Here is an 18,098-nt window from a genome sequence, read left to right on the forward strand (position 1 = left end):
GCCTCACTTGTCCTTGCCGGGCTTCTTGTCCGGCCCCTTGCCCTTGTCCTGGCCCTTGCCCTTGTCGTCCTTCCGGCCCTTCGCGGGCGCGGGAGCCTCCTCGCTCTGGCTCGCCGGAGCGGTTTTCGCCACCGGGGCGGGTGTTTCGCTCGTCACCGGCGGCGGTGCGGCCACCGGCGCGGGGGCCGGTGCGGTGGGTGCGGGCACCGAGGCCGGAGCCTCCGTGGTGGAGCCGTTCAGCAGGGTGAACGCCATCGCGGCCGCGGCCGCCAGGCCGGTGATCCCGGCGGCGACACCGAGGCGCCGCTTCGGCTTCAGCGGCACCAGCGGCCGGGTGACCCCGCCGAGCACGGCCGCCACCTCGCGCGCCGTCGGCCGCCCCTGCGGGTCCCGGTTCCCCATGCGCCGCAACAAGTCCGCGAAGTGCGGTGGCAGGCCCTCCGGCACCGCGGGCGGGCGCAGCAGGCGCGCCACCGCGGACTCGGTCAGCGACCCGGGGTACTCGCGCCGCCCGGACAGGCATTCCAGCAGCACCAGCCCGAGCGAGTAGACGTCCGCGGCCGGCCCGACCGGTTCTCCGCGCACCTGCTCGGGCGCCATGTACGCGGCGGTGCCCACGACGGTGCCGGTGGTGGTGAAGCGGGTGCTGTCGTGGCCCTGCGCGATGCCGAAGTCACCGAGCACCGCCCCGTCCGGCCCGAGCAGGATGTTCGCGGGCTTGACGTCCCGGTGCGTGATCCCCGCGTGGTGCACGTAGGCCAGCGCGTCCGCCAGCCGCGCGCCCAGCTCGATCGTCTCGTCCACCGCCAGCGGCCCCTCGGCGATGCGGTCCGCGAGCGTCGGGCCGTGCACCAGCCGCATCACGAAGAACGCGCGCCCGTCGCACACGCCGGAGTCGTACAGCGGCACCAGAGCCGGGTGCCGCAACCGGTCCAGGATGCGGAACTCCTGCGCCTGCCGCCGCTGCTGGGCGGGTGTCGAGCCGGCGTGGAAGAGCTTGATCGCGACTTCGCGTTCGGCGACGCGGTCCCACGCGCGGTGCACGTCGGCACTGCCACCGCCACCGATCCGCTCCTCGAGCCGGTACCGCTCACCCATGTCCACGGGGAATCGCTACCCCTGCGCGGGTGGCGGCAAACCCGGCCAGGGGTGGCCTGGACGACACGGATCGGCAAGAGTGGGGCCATGAGCAGCGCAGAGGTGCGGGACGGCGTGTCGTTGACGAACCTCGACCAGTCACTGTTCGCCGATGCCGGCGCCACGAAGCGCGATCTGGTCGACTACCTGGACGCGGTCGCCGACCGGATGATCGCGGCGCTGCGGGACCGGCCGCTGTCGGTCGTGCGGGTGCTGCGCGGCCAGGACGCGTTCATGCAGAAGAACCTGCCGAAGTACACGCCGGAGTGGGTGCCGCGGGTGAGCATGTGGGCCGAAAGCTCGCACCGGCAGGTGACCTACGCCCTGTGCGACGACCGCCGCACCCTCCTGTGGTTCGGCAACCAGCGGGCGATCGAGTACCACCCGACGCTGGGCCTCGCCGGGCACCTGGACCAGCCGACGCACCTGGTGCTGGACCTGGATCCGCCGGAGGGCTCGGCGGCCTTCGACCTGGCGGTGCGCGCGGCCCACCTGGTGCGCCGCGCGCTGGACGACTGCGGTCTGGCCGGCGCGGTGAAGACCAGCGGTTCCAAGGGGGTGCACATCTTCGTGCCGGTGCGCGGCGCCGACGCGGAGCAGGCCGCCGCGGCCACCCGGGCGCTGGCCGCGCGGGCCGAGGCGCTCGACCCGGAACTGGCGACGACGGCGTTCATCCGCGAGGACCGCGAGGGCAAGGTCTTCCTCGACTCGACCCGCGCGGGTGGCGCCACGGTCGTGTCGGTCTACAGCCCGCGGGTGCGGCCAGGTCTGCCGGTGTCGTTCCCGGTGCCGTGGAGCGACCTGGACAACGTGCACCCCGGCGACTTCACCCTGCGGGAGGCCCTGCGGCTGCTGGACTCGGGCGACCCGTGGACCGAGTCGCTGCCGGACCCGCAGGAGCTGCCGGAGGAGCTGGTCGAGCACGGCCGCACCATCCCGATCGCCCGCGTGCAGGCGATGCACGAGGGCAAACGCCGGGCCCGCGCCCGCCGCGAGCAGGGCTCCTGACTGTGGTGACTCGGGCGCGCTGATCCCCGCCGCTCACCTGCCGCGGCTGCTCCCGCCGCCCGGGCGCTGGCTGCCACGCTGTCCCTGCCCCGAGCGGCGGCCCGGCCACCCAGCGTCAGCCACCACTGCTGCCCGTCCCCCGAACGGCAGCCCGGCCACCCAGTCACAAGCCGCCACGCTGCCGCCCCTCCCCCGAGCAGCAGCCCGGCCACCCAGTCGCAGGCCCCGCCCTCCCCCGCGCAGCAGCCCGGCCACCAGTCACAAGCCCCCACACAGCCGCCCTCCCCGGAACGGCAGCCCCACCACCCAGCCGCAGTCCGCCACGCAGCCGCCGCTCCCCCGAACGGCAGCGCCACCACCCAGCCGCAGGCCCCCGCGCAGCCACAAACCCCCCATACAGCCGCCCCTCCCCCAAGCAACAGCCCCATACAGCCGCCCCTCCCCCAAGCAGCAACCCCACCACCCAGGCCGCCCCAGCCACCTAGCGCGGCGTCTCCGAGCGGAAGCTGTGCCCCAGCTCCGGCCCGAGGCCGAAGTAGTGCCGGAAGTTGTAGATCAGCGGGCTCCACGCGCCGGGGTCCACGTGCTGCGTCCCCGGCACCACCAGCCGCGGATCGCAGTGCACGCGCAGCACCTCCGCCTGCACCACGACGAACCCGCCGCCCCAGCCCTCCCCCACCTCGGCCACCCGCGCCTCCAGCGCGATCGGGCAGTCCGCCACCCGCGGCGGCCGGACCAGGTCCGAGTCCACGGGCCGCAGCCTGGCCGCCGCGAACTTGTCCGGCTCGTGCCGGAACGCGCCGCGTTTGTGCGCGGGCACCGGGTCCGCGCCGGTGAGCGGGGCCAGCCGCTCCACCGCCCGCCACTGCTCCGGACCGGGCAGGTTGACCACCACGTCCCGGCGCGCGCGGAGGTTGGCCGCCGTGTGCGAGGCGGCGGACAGCCCCAGCACGACGACGTGGCCCAGCGCCCAAGCCGAGGACATCGGCGCGAGGTTGGCGCTGCCGTCGGCGTTCTCGGTCGACAGCAGCACCACGGGGGTGCCGAAGTACAGGATCTTCGGGTCGATCACGACGTGCTCGTCCGTTGCGGTGTTCACGCCGCCACGCTAGGGACCGGTCGTGTCGGTCCCGGCCGAACTCAGCGGTGCCTGCCCCGCCGCACCTGCTCCACCAGCGCGATCAGCACTTCCTTGGCCGACTCCCGGTTCCGCGCGTCGCACAGCACCACCGGGATGCCGGGGTCGAGGTCGAGCGCCGCCGCGACCTGGTTCGCGTGGTACTGGCGGGATCCGGCGAAGCAGTTCACCGCCACCACGAACGGTGTCTCCCGCCGCTCGAAGTAGTCGACGGCCGGGAAGCAGTCTTCGAGGCGGCGCGTGTCGGCGATGACGACCGCGCCGAGCGCGCCCTGCGCGATGTCGTCCCAGAAGAACCAGAACCGGTCCTGCCCCGGCGTGCCGAACAGGTACAGCGCGAGGTGCTCGTCGAACGTGATCCGGCCGAAGTCGATGGCGACCGTGGTGGTCGTCTTCTGCTCCACGCCCTCGGCGTCGTCGATCCCGGCACCGGCCTCGGTCAGGTACTCCTCCGTGCGCAACGGCTGAATTTCGCTGACGGCCCCGACCATCGTGGTCTTGCCCGCGCCGAACCCACCCGCGATGAGGATCTTCAACGCGGTGAAGGGTTTCGCAGGCGCGGGCAGTGGTTCAGAGCGCACGGAGTCCATTCAGCACTTCCCTCAGGATGCGATCGGTCGGCCCGGTGGCGGCCGGCGCCGGGCGGGTCACCTCGATGTGCCCGCCGTTCAGCAGGTCCGCCAGCAGCACCCGCGTGACGTTGAGCGGCAGGTTCGCGCGGGCCGCGATCTCCGCGACCGACAGTATGTGCGCCTGGCACAGCTGGAGGATCACCGCCTGCTCGGGGCTCAGGGTGAGGTCGTGCTCGGGCCGCGTGCGGGCGGAGACGAGCGCGATGATGTCCAGGAAGTCGGCGGACGGCCGGGCCCGGCCCCTGGTCAGCGCGTACAGGCGGACCATGGGGCCGGACTCGTCGCCGTACCAGTCGCTCACGTGCCTGTCCGGTCCAGCCGCGGTGCGGTGTACATGTGCTCACCCACCTGCGAAACGAGCCGCGCCATCTCGTAGGCGACCAGTCCGATGTCCGTGCCTGCCTCGGCGAACACCGACAGGCAGGTCCCGCCGCCCGCCGCGATGACGAACAGGAACCCGCCGTCGAGCTCGACCATCGTCTGCCGGACCGCGCCGGCGTCGAACTGCCTGCCCGCGCCCTTCGCGAGGCTGTTCAGGGCCGACGACACCGCGGCGAGGTGCTCGCTCTCCTCGCGGGTCATCCCCGTCGAAGTGGCCATCGCCAGGCCGTCGTTGGACAGCAGCAGCGCGTTCCGGACCCGTGGCGCGTTGCCCACCAGCTCGTCCAGCAGCCAGGCGAGCTCCCTGCTGTTATCGGTGGTGTCCACCGCTACCCCTCTCGTCGTCATCCGTTGCGTCCGCGGGTGAATCCCTGCTGCAGGGCGGACATGGTGGCGCGGGCCTCGTCGGGCGACGTCCGCGGCGCCGCGGCTTCGTCCTGCGCGGATTCACGCAACCCGGGAGCGAGGTGCGCCTGTCGTTTGCGGCGCGGCAGACCGCCGGTTTCGTCGTCCTCGGCGACCACCGGTTCTGGCCGCGGCGGAGCCGGCGGGCGCGGCGGCGGACGGTGCCGTCCGTTGTCCCGTTCCCGGGCCGGCTCGGGGCGCCGCGCCGGGCGCGACCGGGCCGTGGGGACCTCGGCGTCGGCGGGCGTGGCCTCGGCGCGGGTGAGCAGCGCGGTCGGCAGCAGCACGACCGCGGTCGTGCCGCCGTAGGCCGAGCGCCGCAGCGTGACGGTGATGCCCTGGCGCCGGGCCAGGCGGCTGATCACGTAGAACCCGAGTTGCTCACCGTCGAACAGGTCGAGCTGGTGCGCCTCGGCGATCCGCCGGTTGGCCTCGGCCAGCCGCTCCGGGCCCATGCCGAGGCCGCGGTCCTCGATCTCCACGACGAACCCGGCGCCGACGGCCTCGCCGTGCACCAGGACCGTGGTGTTCGGCGGGGAGAACGAGGTGGCGTTCTCGACCAGCTCGGCGATCATGTGGGTGAGGTCGGCGACGGCGGCGCCCTGGACGCCGACGTCGGCCATCCGGTGCACCTCGACGCGCTGGAACTCCTCGACCTCGGCGACGGCCGCGCGGACGACGGTCATCAGCGGGACGGGTTTGCTCCACACCCGGCCGGGGGCGGCACCGGACATGATGATCAGGCCTTCGGCGTGGCGGCGCATGCGCGCGGCGAGGTGGTCGAGGCGGAAGAGGTCCTCCAGCTCGGCGGGTTCCTCGGTGCGCCGTTCCATCGTGTCGAGCAGGCTGAGCTGGCGGTGCACGAGCGACTGGCTGCGCCGGGCGAGCGTCACGAACACACCGGACACGCCGGTGAGCAGCTCCGCGCGTTCCGCGGCGGCGGTCAGGGCGGCGCGCTGCACGGCGTTGAGCGCGGCGCCGACCTGGCCGATCTCGCCGTCACTCGGCGGCACCACCGGCACGTCGGCGTCCGGGTCGATCTTCTCGCCGGCCCGCAGCCTGCGCATCGCGCGCGGGAGCCGCCGGTTGGCCAGTTCGAGGGCCGAGTCGCGCAGGCCGACCAGCTCGATCACCAGGCCGCGCCCGATCCGCACGGAGATCAGCAGGGCGAGCAGCACGGCGGCGAGTCCCAGCAGGACGGTCACCGCGCTTTCGGTGAGGGCCGAGCTGCCCGCGTCGTCCGCTTCGGCTGCGGCCTCGATGGCGGCCTCCGAGCGGACGGCGGCGAGGTCGCGCGTGACCGCGTCGAGCGAGGAGGCCCACTGGCCGGAGGTGACGGTCGCGGCGAGGGCGCGGCCCGCGGTGTCGGCCTGCACGGTGTTCTGCACGTCGGTGAGGGCGCGGTAGGAGTCGCTGGACGTGATGTCGCGGAGGGCTTCCCGCTGGGCGTCCGGCAGGTCGGAAAGCAGACCGGCGGTGAGGACGCGTTGCCCGCCGAGCGCGTCGACGAAGGCGCGGTAGGTCTCGGCGTTCGCGCGCCCGGCGGCCGCGGCGCGGGCCGCGGCGTCCTGCCGGGCGAGCATCTCCCCGACGCGGCCGAGGGCGGGCACGGCCAGGGCGACCGGGATGTCGTGGACGTCGGCGAGGGCGGCCTCGACCGCGAAGGCCGTGTCGATGGCGTCGGAGTAGGCGTCGAAGGTGGCGCGCCAGTCGGCCTGGCGGGCGGTCACCGCGCCTTGGGCGCTGCCCAGCCTGGTCACGTCGGCGACGAGGTCGCCGAGGCGGCGGTCCAGGTCGGGCGCGAGGCCGGCGAGGTCGGCGGCGACCAGGGTCACGCCGTCGCGCAGCGTCGTGAGCGCGGCGCGGGTCTGGGCGTACCGCTGCTCCAGCGCGGGCAGGTCACCGGAGCCGGCGAGGTGGGCGGCGACGACCGCGCGTTCGGCCTGCAGGCCGGTGACCAGGTCGGCGACCGGGGCGGTCAGGTGGGTGTCGAACTTCTCGACCTGACGCTGGTTCCAGGCGGTCTGCACGGCCGAGACCGTGGCGAGGCCCCACAGGACCATCAGCGAGACCACCGGCACCATCAGCAGCGCGACGATCTTCGCGCGGACGGACCGCGGCGTCCGGCGGTCGACGAGCCGGGGGGCCGGCGAAATGCGGGCATGCTTTTCTCGGCGCACGGCCATGGTTCTCCCATTGCGGAATTCGTTCGCGGTTCGCTCAGGTCGTCAGTTCTTTTTGCGGACCCGGGGAAAGCGCGACGAACGCGGAGGTCAGAAAGAGGTAGGAACCCAGCACGACGGTGAGCGGGAACACGAACTGCATGGGGGTGGCGCCACTGGTCACGGAATGCCCGGCGTGCACTTCGACGCTGACCGCCGCCATTCCGGTGTAGTGCATGGCGCTGACGGCGACGCCCATCACGAGTGACGCCCCCACCGCGGCGGCCTTGCCGTGGATGTTGAGGGTGGCCCAGAGCGCGGCGGTCGCGGCGGCGACCGCGATCGCGACGGACAGCGTGACGACGCCGGGGTCGTAGGAAACGTTGCCGGACAGCCGCATGGCGGCCATGCCGATGTAGTGCATCGCGGCGACGCCCAGGCCGGCGACGGCGCCGCCGACGAGCACGGCGAGGGTCTTGGAAGCGAGGTAGCCCACGGCGAACACGCCGATGCCGACGACCGCGATGGCGACCAGGAGGCTGAGCACCGTGAGCGGGACGTCGTACCGGATCTCGCTGCCCGTGACGCCGAACCCCATCATCGCGATGAAGTGCATGGTCCAGATCCCGGTGCCGATGGCCATGGCGCCGTTGACGAGCCAGTGGCGGCGGGAACGGCCGGTCGCGGAAAGCGCTCGCACCATGCAGCGGAGACCGAGTGCGCTTCCCACGCACGCCATGACGTACGACAGAACGGGCGTGATCCAGCCGAACGTCAATTCCGTCATCGAGCCCATTCTGTCCTTCGTTCACCGTTGGAAAAAAGCACCACCCCCAGGTCTGCTGGAGGACAGTAAGTGAAGGAGGAGGAAATCTCAACGGTACTGCGAAGTAGGTAACCGAGGTAAACACCTGACGCGGCGCACTGAGGTTCTGTTCATGCCTCACGAAATCGTGTTGAACACAATTCAGGATGGCGGTGACGAAAAATAAGCGCCTGCCGGACGCGGTGCCCGCCGCCGGACACGACTCCGGCCGGCCGCCACACGGGCGACCGGCCGGTCGATGGTGGTCGGGATGACAGGATTTGAACCTGCGACCCTCCGCTCCCAAAGCGGATGCGCTACCAAGCTGCGCCACATCCCGGTTCGCCCCAGGGCCGGGGCGGTGCGATCACTCTAGCGCGAGCCGCTAGACTCGCAGACGCGCCCGTACGATGCGGGTGCATGCGGGCGTAGCTCAATGGTAGAGCCCCAGTCTTCCAAACTGGTGGTGCGGGTTCGATTCCCGTCGCCCGCTCTCACTGTCTTCGCAGGTCAAAGCATGCAACGAGCGGCGCTTCGCGGCACTGGACCGGCCGGGTTTGATGGGACCGTGGACGACCACCTGCGCGCCGACGTCGAGACGCTCTGGCGCTACCACCACCTGGACCACGAGCCGCGGCGGACGGATGTCGGGGTGGGGCTCGGGAGTCATGACCTGGGGGTCGCCGACCACACCGCCGAGCTGTACCACGCCGGCCGGTTTCCGCTCGTCGTCTTCACCGGCGCCAACGCGCCCACCACGGTCGACCTGTTCCCGCGCGGTGAGGCCGTCCACTTCGGCGAGCACGCGAGAGCCCGCGGCGTGCCGGCGGCGGCCATCCGGCTCGAGACCCGCGCCACCAACACCGGCGAGAACATCACCTTCACCCGCCGGCTGCTCGCCGACCTCGACATCCGGTCCGTGACGCTCGTCTCGCGCCCCTACCAGCAGCGCCGCGCCTACGCGACCTGCCGCAAGCTGTGGCCCGACGTGGACGTCGTGTGCGCCGCCAAACCACAAACGCTCGACGAGCACCTGCACACCATCGGCGACGAAGACCGGGTGATCAACATGCTGGTCGGCGACACGCAACGGATCACCCTCTACGCCGAGCGGGGTTTCGCGATCCCCCAACCCTTCCCGGCGAACGTCCACAGTGCCCTGCAGCGCCTCATAGCCGCAGGGTTCACCAAACGCCTGGTCTAGCCCCGCGCCCGATCAGCAGCAGCCAGCGACGACACACATTCCCGGCACCGGGGCAGCTTGCGCCACGCGTGGGTTCTCTCGGACGGGATGCAGCGCCTCCCGCAGTTCGACCGCAGCCCGGTCCTCGGGTGGTAGTCGCGCGCCGGGGAGACCCAGTGGGTGGCTCCGGCGTCGCTGTCGGGGAGCCAGCCCCAGTAGACGCACAGTTCCAAAGGCGATCTGCCGTGCATGCGCGGCATCGTGGCGAACACCGGCACACGGCGAACACCAGCCACACCGCCGGTAACACACGGCTTACGAACGTGCGCCCACTGTTTACCCGCCCACCTGCCGCGCCGTCGCCATCGCCCGCTCGGTCTCCCAAAACGCCCGCATCGACCGGACCAGCCCGTCCTCACCCACCCGGTACACGAACACGCCCTCGGTGTCGACGCGGTACCCGCCGGGCAAGTACGTCGTGATGGTCCCGACGTTCGCCACTTCGTCGCCCGCCGCGAACGAATCCTTGATCACGAATTCGAACCGCTCGACCTTCGCGATCGCCAGGTCCCAGAACGCCGCGATCCCCTCGTGGCCGTGGTGCCCGCGACCCTCCTCGTCGAACATCGACTTGCCGACCGGGTCCTCGATCACCGCGTCCGGCGCGAACAACGCCAGCCACTCGTCCTTCGCGCCGCGGCAGGTCGCGTTCATCGACCGCCACGCGGCGACCCGGGCCGGCGGCTGCTCGGCCTCGACGTCCCAGCACACCTGAACACCCATGACACGCCCCCTCAGAACCGGGAAATGACCTCGTCGGCGAACTTGCGGATCGCGTCCTTCTTCGGGCCGACCGGATCGCCGAAGCCGATGCCGTCGAACACCCACGGCTGCGTGACGATGTCGGTCACGCCGATCTCCGCCTGCTCGCGGTAGCCGTCCAGGCCGAACCGGTCGATGCACACCGCCTGGATCTCGAACGGCACGTCGGCTCGCCCGTACTCGGCACGCAGCTCCGCGAGCCGCGAGATCGTGGAGCGCAGGTCGTCGAACTTCATCATCGCCGAGGACCAGCCGTCGCCGACCCGCGCGGCGCGCTTCAACGCCACCTCGGTGTGCCCGCCGATGTAGAACGGCACGTGCTCCGACGGCGCCGGGCTCATCTGCAGCTTGTCGAAGTCGAAGAACTCGCCGTGGTACTCGACCATCCCGCCGTCCAGGATCAGCCGCAGCACCTCGATCGCCTCGTCCACGCGCTTGCCGCGCTTCGCGTACGGCGCGCCGCACCACTCGAACTCCTCCGGCGACCAGCCGACGCCCAGCCCCAGCCCGAACCGGTTGCCGGACAGCACCGCGACCGACCCGACCTGCCGCGCGAGCAGCACCGGGTTCCGCGAGCCGAGCTTGAGCACCGACGTGTAGAACTCGATCCGCCCGGTCACCGCCGCCATCGTCGCGACCGCCACCAGCGGGTCGGCCCACGGCGTGTCCGCGGTCCAGAACCGGCTGCCGTCCGGCGTGTACGGGTACTCGGCGGACACGTGCTCGGAGTAGAACAGCGAGTCCGGCAACGCGATCGAGGAGAAGCCGCACTCCTCGGCGGTGCGCGCTAGCTCGGTGAACTGGTCCAGGGGGTTCATCGCGACCGAGAGGGTGAACTTCATGCGACCGAGACTATAACGTGTTCTAGTTTTCGTCGAGAGCGGAACCGCTTGCGGCCTCGTTCCGGCAGCTCACAGACTGGTCACCGTGATCCAGGAATTCGCCGGCGACGTCGCCTCGGACTACGCCCGCTTCCGCCGCGGGTACCGGGCGGAGGTCTTCGACCTGCTGGCGGCGGAGTTCCCGCTCGGCCGGGTGCTCGACCTGGGCTGCGGCACCGGCCAGCTGACCGTGCCGATGGCCGCCAGGGCGGGCGCGGTGATCGGCATGGACCCCTCCCCCGACATGCTCGCGCACGCCGGCGCCGCCGAGGTCGGAAACGTCGTGTGGGTCGTCGGCGCGGACAGCGACGTGCCCGCGCTGGAGCCCCTGCTCGGCGCGGGCGGTCTCGACCTCGTCACCATCGGCCAGGCGCTGCACTGGATGGACCCCGGCCCGCTGTTCGCGGCGCTGTCCCGCCTGCTCCGGCCGGGCGGCGGCGTCGCGGTGATCGCCAACGGCACCCCGGTCTGGACGCAGCGCACCCGGTGGGCGACGGCGATCCGGCAGGTGTCCACCCGCTGGCTGGGCGCGCTGGACTTCCCAACCTGCGGCAGCAGCGACGCCGAGCGCGCGCGGTACCGGGACCTGCTCGAACGGGCCGGGTTCACGCGGGTGCGGGAACATCGCCTTGATCACACCGAGCGGCTCGGTCTCGACGAGGTCGTCGGCGCCTTCTACTCCGCGGGCGCGCTGGAAAAGCTCGACGCCGCAGGCCGGCGCGGTTTCGACGCCGACCTGCGGGCCGCGCTCCGCGAAGCCGAACCCGGCGGCGTCTTCACCGAGGAGGTGCCCGTGCGCGTCCTGTGCGCGAGCTGGGAACCATCGGCGTAGCGCCCGCGTTGTCCGGTTCAAGACACCGAACTTCCGGGAGTAGCCATGGGCACCACGATCACCGTGATCGTGCTCCTCGTCCTCATCGTGGGCGGCATCGCCTACTTCGCGAAGGCGCAGGCCGCCACGCGGCGGCGCCAGCTCGACGACGCGAAGGCCGACGCCCGGCGCCTGGTCGAGCGCCTGGGTGGCCAGGTGCTGAACCTCGTGGGTTCGAACGAGCCGGCGAAGCAGGCACTGGCCGACGCGTCCGAGCGCTACAACGCGGCGGGCTCGCAGCTGGAGCAGGCGCAGACGGCCGAGCAGGCCAAGCTCGTCAAGGAGACCGCGCTCGAAGGCCTCTACTACGTGCGCGCGGCGCGCGAGGCGATGGGCATGGACCCCGGCCCCAAGCTGCCCGAGGAGGCCGAGCGCGAGCGCGCGGGCAAGGTCACCGAGCACCGCAGCGTGGACGTCGAGGGCAGGCACTACGAGGCGTCGCCGAACCCGGGCGACAACACGCCCTACTACTACCCGGGTGGCCGCGTGGCCGGGCGCCCGGTGCCGCAGGGCTGGTACAGCGAGCCGTGGTGGAAGCCGGCGCTCGTGGCGGGTGCGTGGGGCCTGGGCTCGATGTTCCTGTTCAGCGCGATGTTCAGCGGCATGGCAGGCATCGCGAGCGCCTCGGCGTGGGAGTCCGGCTACGACGCGGGCCAGGAGGACGCGGGAGCCGACGGCGGCGACATGGGTGACGCCGGCGGCGACGCGGGCGGGGACTTCGGCGGCGACATGGGCGGCGACTTCGGAGGCGACTTCGGCGGGGATTTCGGCGGCTTCTGACGCTTCACCACTCAGCGGGCCGGACACCACGTCCGGCCCGCTTTTTCACGCCGCCTGGCAGACCGGGCACCAGTAGAGGTTCCGCCCGGCCAGCTCGGTGTGAGCGATGGGCGTGCCGCAGATCAGGCACGGCTCGCCGGTGCGCCGGTAGACGTACACCTCGCCGCCGTGCCGGTCCTGCCGCGGCGCGCGGCCGGTGACCTCGGGCAGGTGCTCGTCGTCCACGGTGTCGATGCGGCCGATCCGCACGCCCTTGCGCATCAGCGCGACGAGGTCGGTCCACATCTCCTTCCACTGCACGTGGTCCAGCGCGCGGCCGGGCACCATCGGGTTGATGCGGTGCCGGAACAGCACCTCCGCGCGGTACACGTTGCCCACGCCGGAGATGACCGACTGGTCCATCAGCAGCGCGGCGATCGACGTGCGGGACGCCGAGATCCGCTGCCACGCCTCGTCCGGACGGGCGTCGCGGCGCAGCGGGTCGGGGCCGAGGCGCGCCTTGATCGCGTCGACCTCGGCCGGCGTCAGCAGCTCGCACCGGGTGGGGCCGCGCAGGTCCGTCCAGTGCGTCCGGCCGGTCAGCCGCAGCCGGACCTGGCCCACCGGCGGGGTTTCCGGCAGTTTCGCCTCGGTGAACGTCCCGTACAGTCCCAAGTGGACGTGCACCGATCCGAGCGGGCCGAAGTCGTGGAACAGGTGTTTGCCGTAGGCCTCGGCCTTCAGCATGACCTGACCGTCCAAAAGGGCCGCCTCGCTCGCGAAGCGGCCCTGCGGACTGGAAACGCCCACCGGCGCGCCCGCGTACCGCCGCTGGTGCAGGCGGGCGAGCCGGTGGAGGGTGTGCCCTTCGGGCATCAGGCAGGCAGCGGCGGCGGGGTGCCGGTGCGCTCGTAGTCGAGCATCTGCTGCACGCGGCGGCCGTGCCGCTCGTCCTCCGACGGCGGGGTCGACAGGAACGCGTCGACGATCGCGGTGGCTTCCTCGACGGTGTGCATGCGCGCACCGAGGCCGATGAGCTGCGCGTGGTTGTGCTGGCGGGCGAGCTCGGCGATCTCCGGCTTCCAGGCCAGCGCGGCCCGGGCGCCCTTCACCTTGTTCGCGGCGATCTGCTCGCCGTTGCCGGAACCGCCGATGACGATGCCCAGGCTGCCCTCGTCCGCCACCACTCGGCGGGCGGTCTCGATGCAGAAGGCCGGGTAGTCGTCGGCGGCGTCGTAGACGGCCGGGCCGATGTCGGTGACCTCGTGGCCCTGGCCCTTCAAGTACTCGACCAAGTGGTTCTTCAGCTCGAAGCCGGCGTGGTCTGATCCCAAGTAGACGCGCACGGGTGGAGTCTCGCATCCGGGTGGGACCCGGGCATGCTGGGGGTGTGGACGCGTTCGCCCAGGACGGGCATGACCTGCGGTTGGAGTGGGGTGCGGAAGGGGTCGCCGAGCTGGGGCGAGAGTGCGCGGTGCTGATCGTCGTGGACGTCCTGTCGTTCAGCACGACCGTGGACCTGGTGACGGGCCGCGGCGGCCGAGTCCGTCCCCTGCGCTGGCGTGGTGGCCGGGTGCCGCGGCCGGCCGCGGTCGGCCCGGATCCCGGGCTGCTCGACCTGCCGTCCCCGAACGGCGCGACCCTGCTCGTGGGCTACCTGCGCCACACCACCGCCGTAGCGTGTGCGACGATGCCCCGCTGCGGAGGACCCGGCCAGGGCCGGCGAACTCGCCATTGCCCTGACCACCGCTCCGCCGCACCCGGTGCTCGACTGACTGGCACCAGCGGCGACGAAGCGGTACGCACGGCAGCCCCCGTTCTCCTGGAGGCCGCGTGACCTGGCTCGAACTGGCCGACGGCGTGCACGCCCGCCGCTATGAGCACCTGGACCAGACGCTCGGTCTGGTGGTGGGCGCCGAGCGGTGCCTGGTGATCGACACCGGCGGCGACGAGGTCCACGGCGCGGCCTTCGCGGCGGAGATCCGCGAGATCACCGCGCTGCCGTGGACCGTGGTCATCACCCACGCCCACTTCGACCACCACTTCGGCACCGCCGCGTTCCTGCCCTGCCCGGTGTGGGCGCACGAACGCTGCCGGGACGCACTCGTCCGCGAAGGCGAGTCCGACCGGGCGGAGTGGGTGCGCCGGCTGGCGGGCAAGCCGGAAGCCGAGCGGCTCGCGGCGGCCCGGCTGGTGCTGCCGGACCACCTGCTCACCGAAAGCGTCCAGCTGGACCTCGGGGGGCGGACCGTCGAGCTGGTCCACCCCGGCGTGGCGCACACCGACCACGACGTGGCCGTGCACGTGCCGGACGCCGGGGTGCTGTTCGCCGGCGACCTCGTCGAGCAGGGTGCGCCGCCGTCGATCGGGCCGGACGCGCACCCCGCGCACTGGCCGTCGGCGCTGGACCGGTTGCTCGCCCTGCGCCCCGCCACGATCGTGCCGGGGCACGGCGATCCGGTCGGCCCGGACTTCGTGGCCGCCCAGCGCGACGAGCTCAGTCGAAGTTGAGCTCGCCGGTGCGGGTGCGCTTGAGCTCGTAGAAGTCGGGGTAGCTCGCCAGCAGCCGGGCGCCGTCGAACACCTTCACGGCGTCCTCGCCCCTCGGGATCGAGCTGAGCACCGGGCCGAAGAACGCGACGCCGTCGATGTGGATGGTGGGGGTGCCGACGTCCATTCCGACCGGGTCCATGCCCTCGTGGTGGCTCTTCTTCAGCGCGTCGTCGTACTCGGCGGAGTCGGCGGCGGACGCGAGGTCGGCGGGCGCGCCGATGGCCTCCAGGGCCTGGCGGGTGACCTCGGGGATGTCCTTGTTGCCCTGGTTGTGGTAGCGGGTGCCGAACTCGGTGTAGAAGTCCCGCAGGATCGCCTCGCCCTTCTCCTGGGCGAGCGCCGTGGCCACGCGCACCGGGCCCCACGCCTTCTCCAGCAGCTCCTTGTACTCCGCGGGCAGGTCGCGCCCGCTGTTGAGGACCGCGAGGCTCATGACGCGGAAGTTCAGGTCGAGGTCGCGCTGCTTCTCCACCTCCAGGATCCAGCGCGAGCTGATCCAGGCGAACGGGCAGACGGGGTCGAAGTAGAAGTCCACGCGTGTGCGCTCTGCGGTCATCAGTGTTCTCCCTGTGGGTGCTGGGCCGTCAAACGGGCCAACAGCACGCGGAGGGCACTTGTTCCCCGCCGGAACATGATTGGATAGCGGGATCACCGAGAATGACAACCGCGAGCGTTTCCGAGGTGCCTGTGCCCGCCCCTAACCTGACCCGTGACCAAGCCAAACAGCGTGCCGAGCTGCTCGAGGTCGAGTCCTACGACATCGCCCTCGACCTCACGGACGGTAACGGCGGCCCGGGCGAGAGAAGCTTCGACTCGAAGACAACGATCCGGTTCGCCGCCACGAAGCCGGGCGCGAGCACGTTCGTCGACATCGTCGCCGGCTCCGTCCGCTCCGCGACGCTGAACGGCACGGCGCTGGACGTCTCCGGCTACACCGAGGAGAACGGCGTCGAGCTGCCGGACCTCGCCGCGACCAACGAGCTGGTCGTCGAGGCCGACTGCCGCTACATGAACACCGGCGAGGGCCTGCACCGGTTCGTCGACCCGGTCGACGACGCCGTGTATCTGTACACGCAGTTCGAGACGGCCGACGCGAAGCGCATGTTCGCCTGCTTCGACCAGCCCGACCTCAAGGCCACCTACCGGCTGACGGTCACCGCGCCGAGCGACTGGAAGGTCGTGTCCAACGCGCCGGTGGAGAGCACCGAGAAGACCGCCGAGGGCGCCACCCGCACGGTCTTCGCCACCTCCGAGCGCATCTCGACGTACCTGGTCGCGTTGATCGCCGGCCCGTACGCCGAGTGGCACGACCAGTACACCGACGAGCACGGCACGATCCCACTGGGCATCTACTGCCGCGCGTCGCTGGCCGAGCACATGGACGCCGAGCGGTTGTTCACCGAGACCAAGCAGGGTTTCGGCTTCTACCACAAGGCGTTCGCCACGCCGTACCCGTTCCGCAAGTACGACCAGCTGTTCGTGCCGGAGTTCAACGCGGGCGCGATGGAGAACGCGGGCGCGGTGACGTTCCTGGAGGACTACGTCTTCCGCAGCCGGGTCACCCGCTACGCCTACGAGCGGCGCGCCGAGACGCTGCTGCACGAGATGGCGCACATGTGGTTCGGCGACCTGGTCACCATGCGCTGGTGGGACGACCTGTGGCTGAACGAGTCGTTCGCGACGTTCGCGAGCGTGCTGGCGCAGGCCGAGGCCACCGAGTACGAGCACGCCTGGACGAGCTTCGCCAACATCGAGAAGTCGTGGGCCTACCGGCAGGACCAGCTGCCCTCGACGCACCCGATCGCGGCCGACATCGTGGACCTGCAGGCCGTCGAGGTGAACTTCGACGGCATCACCTACGCCAAGGGCGCCAGCGTGCTGAAGCAGCTGGTGGCCTACGTCGGGCTGGACCACTTCCTGGCCGGGCTGCGGGTGTACTTCGGCAAGCACGCGTGGGGCAACGCGACGCTGGCCGACCTGCTCAGCGCCCTGGAGGAGGCGTCGGGCCGCGACCTGTCCGGGTGGAGCGCGCAGTGGCTGGAGACGACCGGCCTGAACTCGCTGCGGCCGAAGTTCGAGACCGACGCCGATGGCCGGTTCACGTCGTTCGCGGTGCTGCAGACCGGCGCGAAGCCGGGCGCCGGTGAGCTGCGCACGCACCGCATCGCGGTCGGCATCTACGACGAGGAGAACGGCAAGCTGGTCCGCAAGCAGCGGGTGGAGCTGGACGTCGAGGGCGAGCGCACCGAGGTGCCGGACCTGGTCGGGCAGCCCGCGGGCAAGCTGGTGCTGGTCAACGACGACGACCTGACCTACTGCACGATGCGCCTGGACGCCGGTTCCCTGACTACGCTGGTCGACCGGATCGCCGACATCACCGAGCCGCTGCCGCGGACGCTGTGCTGGTCGGCGGCGTGGGAGATGACCCGCGAGGCCGAGCTGAAGGCCAGGGACTTCCTGCAGATCGTGCTGCACGGGATCCACGCGGAGACCGAGGTCGGTGTCGTGCAGCGGCTGCTGCTGCAGGCGCAGACCGCGCTGAACTCGTACGCGCAGCCGTCCTGGGCGGCGGCCGAGGGGTGGCCGCAGTTCACCCGGAAGCTGCTGGAGATGGCCCGCGCCGCCGAGCCGGGCTCGGACCACCAGCTGGCGTTCGTCAACTCGCTGACCGGTTCGGTCCTGGACGACGCGACGGTCGACGTGCTGGCAGGCTGGCTCGACGGGTCGAGCCCGCTGGAGGGCCTCGTGGTCGACGCGGACCTGCGCTGGCGCCTGCTGAACGCGCTGGTGGCGCACGGCCGGGCGGCGGACGAGGAGATCGACGCGGAACTGGCCCGGGACGACACCGCGACGGGCCGCCGCCACGCCGAGCACGCCCGCGCCCTGCGCCCCACCCCGGAGGCCAAGGCGGAGGCGTGGCAGCGCGCGGTCTACGACGACGACCTCCCGAACGCGATGAGCAACGCCATCATCGGCGGCTTCTCCCACCCCGGGCAGAAGGACCTGCTGACGGGCTACGTCAGCACCTACTTCGCCGCCATCGACGAGGTCTGGTCCCGCCGGTCGAGCGAACGCGCCCAGCCCACGGTCGTCGGCCTGTTCCCCGCCTGGGCGGTCGAACACGCCACGGTGCAGGCCGCGGACGAGTGGCTGGCCGGCGACCACCCGGCTGCCCTGCGGCGGCTGGTGTCGGAAGGCCGAGCCGGCATCGTGCGCGCACTGGCAGCACGGGAATTCGACGAGGGCTGATCAACGGAAGAGCAAAGGGGCGCCGGGCGAAGCTCGGCGCCCCCTTCTCTTGAGCAACCGCAAGCCGGCAACGCAAAGCAAGCGACTACCCCAACCAGACCTCCCCCGCCCC

The 18,098-nt window shown here is 71.7% G+C and carries 19 protein-coding genes and 2 tRNA genes; 8 read left to right on the plus strand and 13 right to left on the minus strand.

Annotated elements, in window-relative coordinates:
• Positions 1-3: 3 nt before the first annotated feature.
• Entirely contained in the window at positions 4-1,098 is a 1,095-nt protein-coding gene (locus L2C96_RS37100) for a serine/threonine-protein kinase (RefSeq protein WP_237339531.1), read from the minus strand.
• An 87-nt stretch (positions 1,099-1,185) separates the two neighbouring features.
• On the opposite strand from L2C96_RS37100, the gene L2C96_RS37105 reads away from it, so the two are divergent.
• Positions 1,186-2,145, plus strand: a complete 960-nt coding sequence (locus tag L2C96_RS37105; RefSeq protein ID WP_020423288.1) for a DNA polymerase domain-containing protein — start codon at positions 1,186-1,188, stop codon at positions 2,143-2,145.
• A 481-nt stretch (positions 2,146-2,626) separates the two neighbouring features.
• On the opposite strand, the gene L2C96_RS37115 is transcribed toward L2C96_RS37105, so the two are convergent.
• The 7 genes from L2C96_RS37115 to L2C96_RS37145 all read right to left on the minus strand — a co-directional run bounded on the left by L2C96_RS37115 (position 2,627) and on the right by L2C96_RS37145 (position 8,008).
• Complete coding sequence (locus tag L2C96_RS37115) at positions 2,627-3,244, minus strand: flavin reductase family protein (protein WP_237339516.1); 618 nt, start codon at positions 3,242-3,244, stop codon at positions 2,627-2,629.
• Positions 3,245-3,285: 41 nt separating this feature from the next.
• Positions 3,286-3,873, minus strand: coding sequence for a GTP-binding protein (locus L2C96_RS37120; RefSeq protein WP_237339517.1), 588 nt, complete (start codon positions 3,871-3,873; stop codon positions 3,286-3,288).
• Positions 3,854-4,216: a DUF742 domain-containing protein gene (locus L2C96_RS37125; protein ID WP_237339518.1), complete on the minus strand. Its 363-nt coding sequence runs from the start codon at positions 4,214-4,216 to the stop codon at positions 3,854-3,856. The genes L2C96_RS37120 and L2C96_RS37125 overlap by 20 nt, the downstream gene beginning before the upstream one ends.
• Positions 4,213-4,623: a roadblock/LC7 domain-containing protein gene (locus L2C96_RS37130; protein WP_237339519.1), complete on the minus strand. Its 411-nt coding sequence runs from the start codon at positions 4,621-4,623 to the stop codon at positions 4,213-4,215. Before L2C96_RS37130 ends, L2C96_RS37125 begins: the two co-directional genes overlap by 4 nt.
• 17 nt (positions 4,624-4,640) lie before the next feature.
• Positions 4,641-6,887, minus strand: coding sequence for a sensor histidine kinase (locus L2C96_RS37135; RefSeq protein ID WP_237339520.1), 2,247 nt, complete (start codon positions 6,885-6,887; stop codon positions 4,641-4,643).
• 34 nt (positions 6,888-6,921) lie between these two features.
• Entirely contained in the window at positions 6,922-7,650 is a 729-nt protein-coding gene (locus L2C96_RS37140; protein ID WP_202961422.1) for an MHYT domain-containing protein, read from the minus strand.
• A 281-nt stretch (positions 7,651-7,931) separates the two neighbouring features.
• Positions 7,932-8,008, minus strand: a tRNA-Pro gene (locus L2C96_RS37145).
• 82 nt (positions 8,009-8,090) lie between these two features.
• Here L2C96_RS37145 and L2C96_RS37150 point away from each other — a divergent pair.
• Positions 8,091-8,161: transfer RNA gene (locus tag L2C96_RS37150), tRNA-Gly, on the plus strand.
• A 24-nt stretch (positions 8,162-8,185) separates the two neighbouring features.
• Complete coding sequence (locus L2C96_RS37155; protein ID WP_237339521.1) at positions 8,186-8,872, plus strand: YdcF family protein; 687 nt, start codon at positions 8,186-8,188, stop codon at positions 8,870-8,872.
• 315 nt (positions 8,873-9,187) lie between these two features.
• Here the strand turns inward: L2C96_RS37155 and L2C96_RS37160 are convergent, their stop codons facing one another.
• On the minus strand, positions 9,188-9,634 hold the full coding sequence (locus tag L2C96_RS37160; RefSeq protein ID WP_237339522.1) for a nuclear transport factor 2 family protein: 447 nt from the start codon (positions 9,632-9,634) through the stop codon (positions 9,188-9,190).
• An 11-nt stretch (positions 9,635-9,645) separates the two neighbouring features.
• Positions 9,646-10,515 (minus strand): LLM class F420-dependent oxidoreductase, encoded by an 870-nt coding sequence (locus L2C96_RS37165; protein WP_237339523.1) that lies wholly within the window; start codon positions 10,513-10,515, stop codon positions 9,646-9,648.
• A gap of 85 nt (positions 10,516-10,600) precedes the next feature.
• Here L2C96_RS37165 and L2C96_RS37170 point away from each other — a divergent pair, with 85 nt between their 5' ends.
• Positions 10,601-11,386 (plus strand): class I SAM-dependent methyltransferase, encoded by a 786-nt coding sequence (locus L2C96_RS37170; protein WP_237339524.1) that lies wholly within the window; start codon positions 10,601-10,603, stop codon positions 11,384-11,386.
• Positions 11,387-11,431: 45 nt separating this feature from the next.
• Complete coding sequence (locus tag L2C96_RS37175) at positions 11,432-12,205, plus strand: hypothetical protein (RefSeq protein WP_237339525.1); 774 nt, start codon at positions 11,432-11,434, stop codon at positions 12,203-12,205.
• Positions 12,206-12,250: 45 nt separating this feature from the next.
• On the opposite strand, the gene L2C96_RS37180 is transcribed toward L2C96_RS37175, so the two are convergent.
• Together L2C96_RS37180 and L2C96_RS37185 are read right to left on the minus strand one after the other, a co-directional pair.
• Positions 12,251-13,060 (minus strand): Fpg/Nei family DNA glycosylase, encoded by an 810-nt coding sequence (locus L2C96_RS37180; protein WP_237339526.1) that lies wholly within the window; start codon positions 13,058-13,060, stop codon positions 12,251-12,253.
• A complete protein-coding gene (locus L2C96_RS37185) occupies positions 13,060-13,530 on the minus strand; it encodes a ribose-5-phosphate isomerase (RefSeq protein WP_017987650.1) in 471 nt (156 codons plus the stop codon). Before L2C96_RS37185 ends, L2C96_RS37180 begins: the two co-directional genes overlap by 1 nt.
• Before the next feature lie 44 nt (positions 13,531-13,574).
• Here L2C96_RS37185 and L2C96_RS37190 point away from each other — a divergent pair, with 44 nt between their 5' ends.
• Positions 13,575-14,021, plus strand: a complete 447-nt coding sequence (locus L2C96_RS37190) for a hypothetical protein (protein WP_372491308.1) — start codon at positions 13,575-13,577, stop codon at positions 14,019-14,021.
• Positions 14,018-14,695, plus strand: coding sequence for an MBL fold metallo-hydrolase (locus L2C96_RS37195; protein ID WP_237339527.1), 678 nt, complete (start codon positions 14,018-14,020; stop codon positions 14,693-14,695). Before L2C96_RS37190 ends, L2C96_RS37195 begins: the two co-directional genes overlap by 4 nt.
• Here the strand turns inward: L2C96_RS37195 and L2C96_RS37200 are convergent.
• Positions 14,682-15,293, minus strand: coding sequence for a mycothiol-dependent nitroreductase Rv2466c family protein (locus L2C96_RS37200; RefSeq protein ID WP_237339528.1), 612 nt, complete (start codon positions 15,291-15,293; stop codon positions 14,682-14,684). The two genes, L2C96_RS37195 and L2C96_RS37200, sit on opposite strands and share 14 nt — an antisense overlap.
• 131 nt (positions 15,294-15,424) lie before the next feature.
• On the opposite strand from L2C96_RS37200, the gene pepN reads away from it, so the two are divergent.
• Positions 15,425-17,986 (plus strand): aminopeptidase N, encoded by a 2,562-nt coding sequence (gene pepN / locus L2C96_RS37205; RefSeq protein ID WP_237339529.1) that lies wholly within the window; start codon positions 15,425-15,427, stop codon positions 17,984-17,986.
• Positions 17,987-18,098: the final 112 nt, after the last annotated feature.

This window comes from Amycolatopsis tucumanensis, assembly GCF_021654135.1.
Lineage (GTDB): Bacteria > Actinomycetota > Actinomycetes > Mycobacteriales > Pseudonocardiaceae > Amycolatopsis_E > Amycolatopsis_E tucumanensis.

Bases quoted from the DNA above. Each gene is read 5' to 3' on its own strand.
- L2C96_RS37100 (WP_237339531.1), bottom strand. From the start codon at position 1,098: ATGGGTGAGCGGTACCGGCTCGAGGAGCGGATCGGTGGCGGTGGCAGT.
- L2C96_RS37105 (WP_020423288.1), top strand. From the start codon at position 1,186: ATGAGCAGCGCAGAGGTGCGGGACGGCGTGTCGTTGACGAACCTCGAC.
- L2C96_RS37120 (WP_237339517.1), bottom strand. From the start codon at position 3,873: ATGGACTCCGTGCGCTCTGAACCACTGCCCGCGCCTGCGAAACCCTTC.
- L2C96_RS37135 (WP_237339520.1), bottom strand. From the start codon at position 6,887: ATGGCCGTGCGCCGAGAAAAGCATGCCCGCATTTCGCCGGCCCCCCGG.
- L2C96_RS37140 (WP_202961422.1), bottom strand. From the start codon at position 7,650: ATGACGGAATTGACGTTCGGCTGGATCACGCCCGTTCTGTCGTACGTC.
- L2C96_RS37155 (WP_237339521.1), top strand. From the start codon at position 8,186: ATGCAACGAGCGGCGCTTCGCGGCACTGGACCGGCCGGGTTTGATGGG.
- L2C96_RS37160 (WP_237339522.1), bottom strand. From the start codon at position 9,634: ATGGGTGTTCAGGTGTGCTGGGACGTCGAGGCCGAGCAGCCGCCGGCC.
- L2C96_RS37165 (WP_237339523.1), bottom strand. From the start codon at position 10,515: ATGAAGTTCACCCTCTCGGTCGCGATGAACCCCCTGGACCAGTTCACC.
- L2C96_RS37175 (WP_237339525.1), top strand. From the start codon at position 11,432: ATGGGCACCACGATCACCGTGATCGTGCTCCTCGTCCTCATCGTGGGC.
- L2C96_RS37180 (WP_237339526.1), bottom strand. From the start codon at position 13,060: ATGCCCGAAGGGCACACCCTCCACCGGCTCGCCCGCCTGCACCAGCGG.
- L2C96_RS37200 (WP_237339528.1), bottom strand. From the start codon at position 15,293: ATGACCGCAGAGCGCACACGCGTGGACTTCTACTTCGACCCCGTCTGC.